This window comes from Burkholderia sp. AU45388 (assembly GCF_030481585.1).
Taxonomy (GTDB): domain Bacteria; phylum Pseudomonadota; class Gammaproteobacteria; order Burkholderiales; family Burkholderiaceae; genus Burkholderia; species Burkholderia sola.
Genome location: NZ_JAUJPV010000047.1, coordinates 1 through 11,713 on the forward strand (window position 1 = coordinate 1; position 11,713 = coordinate 11,713).

The window sequence follows — 11,713 nt, forward strand, 5'->3', positions numbered from 1 at the left end:
GCGACTACGTCTGGTCGCGCTACTCAAAGAAGAACGGCCCGCTCGAAAATTCGAGCGGGCCGTGAAGGCTGTGCCAAAACGCTATGCCGTCCGTGTCCTTAAAAAGAACCTTAACTGAACGGCATTACGCCTTTCGGCGGGTTTTTTGTGCGTCGACGCTTCGCGTGCTCAGCGTTTCAGCTTCGCGAATGCGGCGGCCATCGCGCCGGCCGGTTCCGGCTCGCGCGAACGCTGCGGGCGGGCGGCGCCGCGGCCCGCGTTGCCGCGATCCTGGCCGCCGCGCGGGGCCATGCCGGGCGCGGCCGCGTCGTCGTCGAGCCGCATCGTCAGCGCAATGCGCTGGCGCTTCACGTCGACGTCGATCACCTTCACCTTGACGACCTGGCCGGCCTTCACGACTTCGTGCGGATCCTTGATGAACTTCGTCGACATCGCGGACACGTGGACGAGACCGTCCTGGTGCACGCCGATATCCACGAACGCGCCGAATGCGGCGACGTTCGTCACGACGCCTTCGAGCGTCATGCCCGGCACGAGATCCGACACCTTTTCGACGCCTTCGCGGAACGTGGCCGTCTTGAATTCCGGGCGCGGATCGCGGCCCGGCTTCTCCAGTTCGGCCAGGATGTCGCGCACGGTCGGCAGGCCGAAACGTTCGTCAACAAATTCCGCCGGAGACAAACCCGACAGCGCTTCGCGGTTGCCGAGCACGTCGTCGATACGCTTGTTGATTTTCGCGAGCATCCGTTCGACGACCGGATACGCTTCCGGGTGCACCGACGAGCGGTCGAGCGGATTCTCGCCGCCGTTGATGCGCAGGAAGCCGGCGGCCTGTTCGAAGGTCTTGTCGCCGAGGCGCGGCACCTTGCGCAGATGCTCGCGCGACGGGAACGGGCCATTCGCATCGCGGTAGTCGACGATGTTGCGCGCGAGCGTCGCGTTCAGGCCCGACACACGGGCGAGCAGCGGGGCCGACGCCGTGTTCGCGTCGACGCCGACCGCATTCACGCAATCCTCGACGACCGCGTCGAGCGAGCGGGCGAGTTCGCGCTGGTTCACGTCGTGCTGGTACTGGCCGACGCCGATCGCCTTCGGCTCGATCTTCACGAGCTCGGCGAGCGGGTCCTGCAGGCGGCGGGCGATCGACACGGCGCCGCGCAGCGACACGTCGAGTTCGGGGAATTCCTTCGCGGCGAGCTCGGACGCCGAGTAGACCGACGCGCCGGCCTCCGACACGACGATTTTCTGCAGCCGCAGCTCCGGGTGTTTCGCGATCAATTCGCTCGCGAGCTTGTCGGTCTCTCGCGACGCGGTGCCGTTGCCGATGCTGATCAGCTCGGCCTGCGTCTGCGCGGCGATGCGCGCGAGTTTCGCGATCGAGCCGTCCCAGTCGCGGCGCGGCTCGTGCGGGTAGATCGTGTCGGTCGCGAGCACCTTGCCGGTGCGGTCGACGACCGCGACCTTCACGCCCGTGCGCAGGCCCGGGTCGAGGCCGATCACGGCCTTCGGGCCGGCCGGCGCGGCGAGCAGCAGGTCGTTCAGGTTGCGTGCGAACACGCGGATCGCTTCGGTTTCGGCCGTTTCGCGCAACTGCGTGAGCAGTTCGTTTTCGATATGCGGCTGCACCTTCACGCGCCAGCACCAGCGGCAGACGTCGGACAGCCATTTGTCGGCCGGCCGGTTCTGGTTCGCGATGCCGAAATGGCGCGCGATCATCGCCTCGCCGGGGTGCGGCACCTGCGCGTCGAGTTCTTCGCCGAGGCCGAGCTTGATCGTCAGCACGCCGGCGTTGCGGCCGCGGAACAGCGCGAGCGCGCGGTGCGACGGCACGGTCTTGATCGTTTCCGCGTAGTCGTAATAGTCGCGGAATTTCTCGCCTTCCTCGTTTTCCTTGCCCTCGACGACGGCCGACGACACGACGCCCTGGCTGTGCAGGTAGTCGCGCAGCTTGCCGAGCAGCTCCGCCGTCTCGCCGAACTGCTCGGACAGGATGTCGCGCGCGCCGTCGAGCGCGGCCTTCACGTCGGCGACGCCCTTGTCGGCGTCGACATAGGCGGCCGCCTCGGCCTGCGGGTCGAGCAGCGGGTTCGCGAGCAACGCCTGCGCGAGCGGCTCGAGGCCGGCCTCGCGGGCGATCTGCGCACGGGTGCGGCGCTTCGGCTTGTACGGCAGATAAAGGTCCTCGAGCACCTGCTTGCTGTCGGCCGCGTCGATCGCGGCACGCAGTTCGTCGGTCAGCTTGCCCTGTTCGTCGATGCTCGACAGGATCGCGGCGCGGCGATCCTCGAGCTCGCGCAGGTACAGGAGGCGTTCCTCGAGCTGGCGCAGCTGCGTGTCGTCCAGGTTGCCGGTCACTTCCTTGCGGTACCGGGCAATGAACGGAACGGTCGAGCCTTCGTCGAGGAGTTGCACGGCCGCCGCGACCTGGCGCGGCTGGACGGACAGTTCGGTGGCGATGCGCTGTACGATCTTGAGTGCTACGGTTTCCGTCATGTCGTGGATGGTCTGTCTGCCTGCTGAAATCGCGGCGCGGGCCGGCAGGCCCGAAGCGGCGGGCTGCCCGGCGGGCCCGGCGAGGCCGGAGGCCGCGGGTGAATGAAGCGGGGCATTTTGCCATAAATGGCGGAGCGTCCAGCCGGGGGTGATAGAATTTGACACATGTCCCGCAGCTTTCCTACGACGTTGCCAACTTCCCGTATTTCTCTCGTCGCGCTCGGCGCAGCGCTCGCCGCGGCTTTGTCTGCCGGGCCTTCCGGCGCATTCGCGCAGGCCTCGGACGCCGCCGCGTCCGCGTCCGTTGCCGCCTCGGCCGCCCCGGATTTCGACGCCCGTCAAAAAGTGCTCAATCAACGCTCCGCGGAAAACGATTATCGTTATGCGGTGGCGGAGCACGATTGCTATAGCAAGTTCTTCGTCAATCACTGTCTCGGCAAGGCGCGCGACCAGATGCGCGAGGAGCGGGCTAGCATCCGCCAGGAGCAGCTCGCGCTCAACGACGAGCAGCGTGCGGTGCGGGCGCAGCAGCGCGACCAGCAGCAGGCGCTGAAGCAGGCCCAGAACGCGGCGGAAGCACCGCAGCGGGCGGCGAACGACGCGGCCAACGCGGCTGCATTCCGCGACAAGCAGGAGCAGAATGCACTGAAGCAGGCGCAGCGCGGCGCGGAAGGGCCGCAACGTGCGGCGAGCAAGCAGGCATACGACCAGAAGCAGGCGGATTTCCAGCGCAAGCTCGACCAGGCGCGCCAACAGGCGGCGCAGAAGGCGCAGGAGCGGGCGGACAACGCCACGCGCTACGAGCAGAAGCAGAAGGAAGCCGCGCAGCACAAGGCCGATGTCGAGCGGCGTCAGCAGGAAGCGGCCGAGAAGGCCAAACAGCAGCAACAGCAGGGGCAGTAACGTGTTGAATTGATCGGGATCAGTCTCGGGCGCGTCGGCATGCCGGCCGTCGCGCTGCTTCGATGAGGAGGCAAGTATGCAAAACCGTCACACGGAACAGCAGCAGGAATTGCACAACCGTTTGGCTGCATTGCAGGAGCAGCACCAGCAGCTCGCTCGGGAGATCGAGCTGAAGGAAGGACACTCCGACATCGACGACATCACGCTGCACCGCCTGAAGAAGGAAAAGCTGGCGGCCAAGGACAAAATCATTTTGCTGCAATCGCAGCTCGAACCGGATAAGCGCGCCTGAGCGCGGCCTGGCAAGCGCCGGCGCCGCCCGGGCGCTGGACACAGGAACGCTTGCCTTGAATTCACCGCTTGAAGCCACCCCCGATGCCCGACGTGACACGACGTCCGCCGGGCGCGCTCGTGCGCCCGAAGGCACCTTCGAGCTGAGCCGCAAGCGCGTCGACGAACTCGACACGATCTTCGGCGAAGGCGGGTTGCTGGCGCGCGCGCTCGACGGCTATCGGCCGCGCACGTCGCAGATCGAGATGGCGCGCGCGGTCGCGTCCGCGATGGAAGCGTCGGCGCGACGGATGCCCGAGCCCGAGATCTTCGAAACCCGCAAGCGGCCGGCGCGCCGCTTGGGCGACGCCGACAAGCCGGCCGGGCCGGCCGGGCCGGCCGCGGAGGATGCCGCGGCAACCGAGTCCGACGGCGACGCAGGCGACAACACGCTGATCGTCGAGGCCGGCACGGGCACCGGCAAGACCTACGCGTATCTGGTGCCCGCGATGCTGTGGGGCGGCAAGGTGATCGTGTCGACCGGCACGAAGCACCTGCAGGACCAGCTGTTCCAGCGCGACATCCCGACCGTGCGCAATGCGCTCGCGGTGCCGGTGACGGTCGCGATGCTCAAGGGCCGCGCCAACTACCTGTGCCACTACTACCTGCAACGCACGGCCGACAACGGCCGGCTGCCGTCGCGGCAGGATACGGCCTATCTGCAGGAAATCGTCCGCTTCGCGAAAATCACGAAGAGCGGCGACAAGGCCGAACTCGCGAGCGTGCCGGAAAACGCGCCCGTGTGGTCGATGGTCACGTCGACGCGCGACAACTGCCTCGGCCAGGAATGCCCGCACTACAAGGAATGTTTCGTGATGCAGGCGCGGCGCGAGGCTCAGCAGGCCGACGTCGTCGTCGTCAACCATCACCTGTTCTTCGCGGACATCATGCTGCGCGACACGGGGATGGCCGAACTGCTGCCGAACGCGAACACGATCATCTTCGACGAAGCGCACCAGTTGCCGGAGACGGCGACGCTGTTCTTCGGCGAGACGCTGTCGACGACGCAGATCCTCGAACTCGCGCGCGACACGGTGGCCGAAGGCCTGAGCCATGCGCGCGACGCGGTCGAGTGGGTGAAGCTCGGCGGCGATCTCGAGCGCGCGGCGCGCGACTTGCGCCTCGCGTTCGCGAACGACCAGATCGTGCGCATGTCGCTCGCGCAGCTCGGCGACGATCACCCGATGTTCGGTGCGCTCGACGCGCTCGACGTTGCGCTCGACGCGCTCGCATCGGCGCTCGCGGGCCAGGCCGAGCGCGCGGAATCGCTCGGCGCGTGCTTGCGGCGCGCCCGCGAACTGCAAGACCTGCTGGCCGGCTGGGGCGCGCCCGGCGCGGCGGAAGCGGCCGCGAAGGCCGATGCGGCGGCAGCCGGCGACAAGGCGGCCGCCGACGGCGATCCGAACGAGAAGGTGCGCTGGGTCGAAGTGTTCGCGCATACCGTGCAGCTGCACGAAACGCCGCTGTCGGTCGCACCGATTTTCGCGAAGCAGCGGGCGGGCGTGCCGCGTGCATGGGTGTTTACGTCGGCCACGCTGTCGGTGCGCGGCGATTTCACGCACTACGCGGCGCAGATGGGCCTCAGCTCGCGTCGTTCGATGACGCTCGCCAGCCCGTTCGATTACCAGTCGCAAGGGTTGCTGTACGTGCCGCGCAACCTGCCGCAGCCGTCGTCACCGGCGTTTACCGATGCCGTCTTCGATGCCGCGCTGCCGGCGATCGAGGCATCCGGCGGCGGCGTGTTCATGCTGTGCACGACGCTGCGCGCGGTCGACCGGATCGCGTCGAAGCTGCGCGACGTGATCGAATCGCGCGGCTGGAACACGCCGCTGCTCGTGCAAGGTGACGCAAGCCGCACCGAGCTGCTCGACCGCTTCCGCGCGTACGGCAATGCGATCCTGGTGGGCAGCCAGAGCTTCTGGGAAGGCGTCGACGTGCGCGGCGATGCGTTGTCGCTGGTCGTGATCGACAAGCTGCCGTTCGCGCCGCCGGACGATCCGGTGCTGGCCGCGCGGCTCGACGCATTGACGAAGAAGGGGCTGAGCCCGTTCGCCGTGCACCAGTTGCCGCAGGCCGTGATCACGCTGAAGCAGGGCGCGGGCCGGCTGATTCGTGCGGAGACGGATCGCGGCGTGCTGATGATCTGCGACACGCGGCTCGTCGACAAGCCTTACGGGCGCCGGATCTGGCAAAGCCTGCCGCCGTTCAAGCGCACGCGCGAGATCGCGGTCGTGCAGGATTTCTTCGACGAGCATCGCTCGGGCAAGCACGCGTGACCGCACACGCGGCGCGCCGCGCATGAATGCCCCGGCGCCGCCCGAATGCGGCGCCAATAAAAAACCCGGCTCGATGGCCGGGTTTTTTGCATGCGCAACGGGTGTTACATCGCGCCGTGTTTCAGAACTGCCACCACGACTTCTTCGTACCGGGGCGCGCATGGCCGGTCACGTACGGGCTGTCGGGGAACGTGCCCGCGAGCACGCGCTTCGTGTCCTCGGCGAGTTCCGGCTGGTTCAGCTTGCCGTACGACAGGATCATGATGTGCAGCGCATCCTCGATCGCCGGCGCGCCCTTGTAGTCCTTGATCGCGAGCTGCGCGCGGTTGATGGCCGCGACATACGCGCCACGACGGTAGTAGTAGTCGGCCGCGTGCACTTCGTGCGATGCCAGCGCGTTGACGATGTAGCGCATCCGTGCGGCCGCGTCGGGCGCGTACTTGCTCTTCGGGAAGCGGTCGACGACGACCTTGAACGCATCGTACGATTCGCGCAGCGCCTGCGGATCGCGCTCGCTCATGTCCTGGCCGGAGAAGCGCCCGAACAGGCCGAGATCGTCGTTGAAGTGGATCATCCCCTTCAGGTAGTACGCGTACGGGATGTCCGGATGATCGGGGTGGAGCTGGATGAAGCGATCGACGGCCTGGTCGGCGGCTGCCGCTTCGTTGTCCTTCCAGTTGCAGTATGCAACGTTGATCTGCGCTTGCTGCGCGAAATGGCCGAACGGATCGCGGCCTTGCAGCGATTCGAAATATTTCGCGCACTTGCCCCAGTCGCCGCCGGACAGTGCGTCCTGGGCCTCTGAGTATAATTTGTTGTTCGACCAGGTAGCCGTCTCGTCCTGCTTCTGCGGCAAGCCGTGGCAGCCGGCGATGAGGGCCGCGGCCGCTACCGCCGCAGCCCGGGCGGCGACGGTTCTGGCCGTGCGTTTGGTCGAATTCATCATGCTCGCATGTCCTAGCTTCAAGTCTCGGTGACCCAGTCTAAATGACCCGTTCAAGTTCGCAGAATGCCCAGCCGGGCACACCAAATCGCGAAGATTATAGCCCAAGCGATCGGCCCGCCGACGCTGCGTCGGGGGATTCCCTCGATGACGATCTGGCCGGCGACGCATTGCAGCCGCCCGTGGTGCCGTCCGCGGCGGGCGACGATGCGCCGCGCGTCGTCGAAGTGCCGCTGTCGCTCGCGGGCGAACGACTCGACAAGGCGCTCGCCCAACTGTTCCCCGAATTCTCGCGCAGCCGCCTGCAGAGCTGGATCGAGGCGCAGCGCGTGCTCGTCGACGGCGCGCCGGCGAAGATCCGCCAGCCGGTGCCGCTCGGCGCGAAGATCCAGCTCGTGCCCGATCTGCTGCCCGAGCAGCTCGCGTTCACGCCGGAGCCCGTGCCGCTCGACGTGATCTACGAGGACGACGCGCTCGTCGTCATCAACAAGCCGGCCGGCCTCGTCGTCCATCCGGCCGCCGGCAACTGGAGCGGCACGATCCTCAACGGTTTGCTGCATCGTTACGGCGACGCGGCGGCCGGCCTGCCGCGCGCAGGGATCGTCCACCGGCTCGACAAGGAAACCTCCGGCCTCATGGTCGTGGCGCGCACGCTGGCCGCGCAGACGGACCTCGTGCGCCAGCTGCAGGCCCGCACGGTGAAGCGCCGCTATTTCGCGCTGGTGTGGGGCACGATGCCCGAGGCGGGCACGATCGACGCGCCGATCGGCCGCGACCCGCGCGAGCGCACGCGCATGGCCGTCGTTACCGGCGCGTCGGGCAAGCCCGCGCGCACGCATTTCCGTACGGTTGACACATGCCTGTGGCAACGTCAGCCGGTGTCGGCGATTCAGTGCGATCTCGAAACCGGCCGCACGCACCAGATCCGCGTGCACTGCGCGCACGCCGGGCACCCGCTGCTTGGCGATCCCGTCTACGGGCGCGCGCGCGGCAAGCGCTCGGTCGCGCCGCTGCCGGACGGATTCGCGCGACAGGCGCTGCATGCGTGGCGGCTCGGCCTCGTGCATCCGGTCACGGGCAAGGCGATGCAGTGGCGCTGCCCGCTGCCGGACGACATGAACGCATTGGTCGCGGCGCTCGGTTTCGGGCAGGGCGACGAGGAATTCGACGACGACGACGGTGTCTACGACGATGACGATTTCGGCGACGAGTATCACGACGACGAGCCGTACCTGGACGATGAGGAGGAGTGAGTGCCGATGACGAACCTGGCGCCGTTGACGTGGCAGGACTGCGTGCAGCCCGACTGGCAGGTGTCGCCGCGCGTGCGCGCGCTGATCACGACGCGCGACGGCGGTGTGAGCGAAGGCCCGTACGGGCGTTGGCGGGACGGTGCCGCGCTGCCGGGCGGGATGAATCTCGGTTTGCATACCGGTGACGATCCCGACCATGTCGCCGTCAATCGCGCGCGCATGCTGGCGCTCGCCGGCCAGTCGAGCGCCGCGTGGCTCGAGCAGGTTCACGGTGCGCAGATCGTGCAGGCGGACGAGGTGATTGCCGCTGCGCCCGCTGCAACGGCGCCGGTGCGGGCCGACGCGAGCGTCACGAACCGGCCGGGCGCCGTCTGCGTGGTGATGGTGGCCGATTGCCTGCCCGTGCTGCTGTGCGATGCGCAGGGCCGTGCGGTCGGCGCCGCGCATGCGGGCTGGCGCGGGCTTGCGGCCGGCATCGTCGAGCAGACGGCGGCGCGCGTCGCGGCGCTGGCGGGCGGCGCGACGCGCGCGCTCCATGCGTATCTCGGGCCGGCGATCGGCCCGCAGGCGTTCGAGGTGGGCGCCGACGTGCGCGATGCGTTTCTCGACACGGCCCCGCAGTCGGAGCATGATGAAACCCGTCATGCGTTCGTCGCGATCGACGGCGCGCCCGGCAAGTTTCTCGCCGATCTCCATGCGCTCGCACGCTTGCGACTCGCGCGTGCCGGCGTGGCGCACGTGAGCGGCGGGACCGCGTGCACGGTCGCCGACCGCGCGCGCTTCTATTCGTACCGGCGCGACCGTGTGACGGGCCGCATGGCCGCGGCAATCTGGCTGGCCGATTGACGGCATGCGCATGCGTGCGCGGTTTTGTTGCGCCGCGAAATCGGGTTATCTCGATATTGAGGCGGCAATGCGGCGCCGCATGCGCGACTGAATGAAAAATCCCGGAGTCAAGCCATACAAAATGTTTTATGTTTCGCCGGAACCCTTGTCCCGTCTGTTGCGCGCGGATTATCTCCGTGTAGAAATGTTCAGTGGTTTGATCGTGCGCTTCACATGGGGAAAACGATAATGATAAAAATACCGCACTGCGGCAGAATCTGGAGACGCCTCTCCAGAGCATGACGGCCCGGCTCGCAGCCGGCACGCCGCGCGCGAGCAGGATTTCACGATTGACGCTCACGAATCACCGGTAAGGCAGGTAATGACAGCATCGAAAAATTCGTCGACGTCCGCGCATGCGGGCACTTCCGCAGGCAGCGCCGGTTTCGATCCGGCCGCCCAGCCGATGCAGCAGATGTTCGAGTCGTGGTTGAACGCGTGGCGCGGTTTTGCCGATCCGGCGCGCGCCGCGACGGCATCGGCCTCCGTCAATCCGTTCGCGACATTCCAGTTCCCGACGTCGTTTCCGTTCCAGATGCCGTCGATGCCCGACTTCGGCGCGATGGCGTCGCCATTCGCGGGGCTGAAGCTGCCGGTGGCTGCGATTCCGCCCGAACGGCTCCAGGCATTGCAGGCCGACTACGCGCGCGATTGCATGACGCTGATGCAGCAGGCGGCCGCCGCGAAGCTCGAGTCACCGGAATTGAAAGACCGTCGCTTCAGCGGCGACGCGTGGAAGGCGTCGCCCGCGCATGCGTTCGCGGCCGCGTGGTATCTGCTCAACGCGCGTTACCTGCAGGAGCTGGCCGACGCGCTGCAGACCGATCCGAAGACGCGCGAGCGCATCCGCTTCACGGTCCAGCAATGGACGGCCGCCGCCGCGCCGAGCAACTTCCTCGCACTCAATCCCGACGCACAGAAATCGATCCTCGAAACGCAGGGCGAAAGCCTGCGGCAGGGGATGATGAACCTGCTCGGCGACCTGCAGCGCGGCAAGATTTCGCAGACCGACGAATCGCAGTTTGTGGTCGGCAAGAACCTCGGGTGTACCGAAGGCGCGGTCGTGTACGAGAACGACCTGATCCAGCTGATCCAGTACACGCCGAAGACGGACAAGGTGTTCGAGCGGCCGCTGCTGATCGTCCCGCCGTGCATCAACAAGTTCTACATCCTCGACCTGCAACCCGAGAATTCGCTCGTCGCGCATGCGCTGTCGAACGGCCATCAGGTGTTCCTCGTGTCGTGGCGCAACGCGGACGCATCGGTCGCGCACAAGACGTGGGACGACTACATGAACGAAGGGCTGCTCGCGGCGATCGACGCGGTGCAGCAGGTCAGCGGCCGCGAGCAGATCAACACGCTCGGCTTTTGCGTCGGCGGCACGATGCTCGCGACCGCGCTCGCGGTGCTCGCCGCGCGCGGTGAACATCCGGCCGCATCGATGACGCTGCTCACCGCGATGCTCGACTTCACCGATACGGGCATTCTCGACGTATTCGTCGACGAGGCGCACGTGCAGATGCGCGAGCAGACCATCGGCGGCAAGAACGGTACGCAACCGGGCCTGATGCGCGGCGTCGAGTTCGCGAATACGTTCTCGTTCCTGCGGCCGAACGATCTCGTGTGGAACTACGTCGTCGACAACTACCTGAAGGGCCGCACGCCCGCGCCGTTCGACCTGCTGTACTGGAACAGCGATTCGACGAGCCTGCCGGGCCCGATGTACGCGTGGTACCTGCGCCATACCTATCTCGAAAACAAGCTGCGCGAACCGGGTGCGCTGACCGTGTGCGGCGAATCGGTCGACCTGTCGCTGATCGACGTGCCGACCTTCATCTACGGTTCGCGCGAGGATCACATCGTGCCGTGGCAGACGGCCTACGCATCGACGTCGATCCTGTCGGGCCCGTTGAAGTTCGTGCTCGGCGCATCGGGGCACATCGCGGGCGTGATCAATCCGCCGGCGAAGAAGAAGCGCAGCTACTGGGTCAACGACGACCTGCCCGAATCCGCGGACGACTGGTTCGCCGCGGCGACCGAGCAGCCGGGAAGCTGGTGGACGACGTGGGTCGAGTGGCTGGACGCGTACGGCGGCCGCAAGGTCGCGCCGCCGGCCCAGGCGGGTTCCGCGCAATTCCCGGTGATCGAGCCGGCGCCCGGGCGCTACGTATTGCAGCGCGATTGACGAAAGCCGGACAGCGGCGCACGCTGTCCGGCGCACCGCAGTTTTTTTAACAGGGCCGGTAACGATGCGCCGTGTCGTGCGGGCCTGGAGGAAAGGGAAATGACGGATGTAGTGATCGTATCGGCCGCGCGGACCGCGGTCGGCAAATTCGGCGGCTCGCTCGCGAAGATCGCGGCGCCGGAACTGGGCGCGACAGTGATCCGCGCGGTGCTGGAGCGCTCGGGCGTGAAGCCCGAGCAGGTCAGCGAAGTGATCATGGGCCAGGTGCTGACGGCCGGCTCCGGACAGAACCCGGCGCGGCAGTCGCTGATCAAGGCAGGGCTGCCGAGCGCCGTGCCGGGCATGACGATCAACAAGGTGTGCGGCTCGGGCCTGAAGGCCGTGATGCTGGCGGCGAACGCGATCGTCGCGGGCGACGCGGAGATCGTGATCGCGGGCGGCCAGG

Annotated in this window: 8 protein-coding genes and 1 pseudogene; 7 read left to right on the forward strand and 2 right to left on the reverse strand. The window is 67.3% G+C overall.

Going from position 1 to position 11,713, the window contains the following annotated elements; all coding sequences use genetic code 11:
- Positions 1–168: 168 nt before the first annotated feature.
- Positions 169–2,493 (reverse strand): Tex family protein, encoded by a 2,325-nt coding sequence (locus QZM72_RS35160; RefSeq protein ID WP_089467565.1) that lies wholly within the window; start codon positions 2,491–2,493, stop codon positions 169–171.
- A gap of 165 nt (positions 2,494–2,658) precedes the next feature.
- Between QZM72_RS35160 and QZM72_RS35165 the strand changes: the two genes are divergently transcribed.
- The 3 genes from QZM72_RS35165 (at position 2,659) to QZM72_RS35175 (ending at position 6,002) form a co-directional block, all read left to right on the forward strand.
- Complete coding sequence (locus QZM72_RS35165) at positions 2,659–3,396, forward strand: hypothetical protein (protein WP_089467564.1); 738 nt, start codon at positions 2,659–2,661, stop codon at positions 3,394–3,396.
- 76 nt (positions 3,397–3,472) lie between these two features.
- Positions 3,473–3,688, forward strand: coding sequence for a YdcH family protein (locus tag QZM72_RS35170; RefSeq protein WP_006478692.1), 216 nt, complete (start codon positions 3,473–3,475; stop codon positions 3,686–3,688).
- Between the two features lie 55 nt (positions 3,689–3,743).
- Complete coding sequence (locus tag QZM72_RS35175) at positions 3,744–6,002, forward strand: ATP-dependent DNA helicase (RefSeq protein ID WP_089467563.1); 2,259 nt, start codon at positions 3,744–3,746, stop codon at positions 6,000–6,002.
- A 121-nt stretch (positions 6,003–6,123) separates the two neighbouring features.
- On the opposite strand, the gene QZM72_RS35180 is transcribed toward QZM72_RS35175, so the two are convergent.
- On the reverse strand, positions 6,124–6,948 hold the full coding sequence (locus QZM72_RS35180; protein WP_089467562.1) for an outer membrane protein assembly factor BamD: 825 nt from the start codon (positions 6,946–6,948) through the stop codon (positions 6,124–6,126).
- A 41-nt stretch (positions 6,949–6,989) separates the two neighbouring features.
- On the opposite strand from QZM72_RS35180, the gene QZM72_RS35185 reads away from it, so the two are divergent.
- From QZM72_RS35185 to QZM72_RS35200, 4 genes and pseudogenes are all read left to right on the forward strand, one after another.
- Positions 6,990–8,198, forward strand: a complete 1,209-nt coding sequence (locus tag QZM72_RS35185) for an RluA family pseudouridine synthase (RefSeq protein WP_089467561.1) — start codon at positions 6,990–6,992, stop codon at positions 8,196–8,198.
- A gap of 6 nt (positions 8,199–8,204) precedes the next feature.
- Entirely contained in the window at positions 8,205–9,044 is an 840-nt protein-coding gene (pgeF, locus tag QZM72_RS35190) for a peptidoglycan editing factor PgeF (protein ID WP_301740410.1), read from the forward strand.
- 361 nt (positions 9,045–9,405) lie between these two features.
- Positions 9,406–11,268: a class I poly(R)-hydroxyalkanoic acid synthase gene (phaC, locus tag QZM72_RS35195; RefSeq protein ID WP_089467560.1), complete on the forward strand. Its 1,863-nt coding sequence runs from the start codon at positions 9,406–9,408 to the stop codon at positions 11,266–11,268.
- A gap of 99 nt (positions 11,269–11,367) precedes the next feature.
- Positions 11,368–11,713, forward strand: a pseudogene (locus QZM72_RS35200) (acetyl-CoA C-acetyltransferase); the annotation flags it as partial.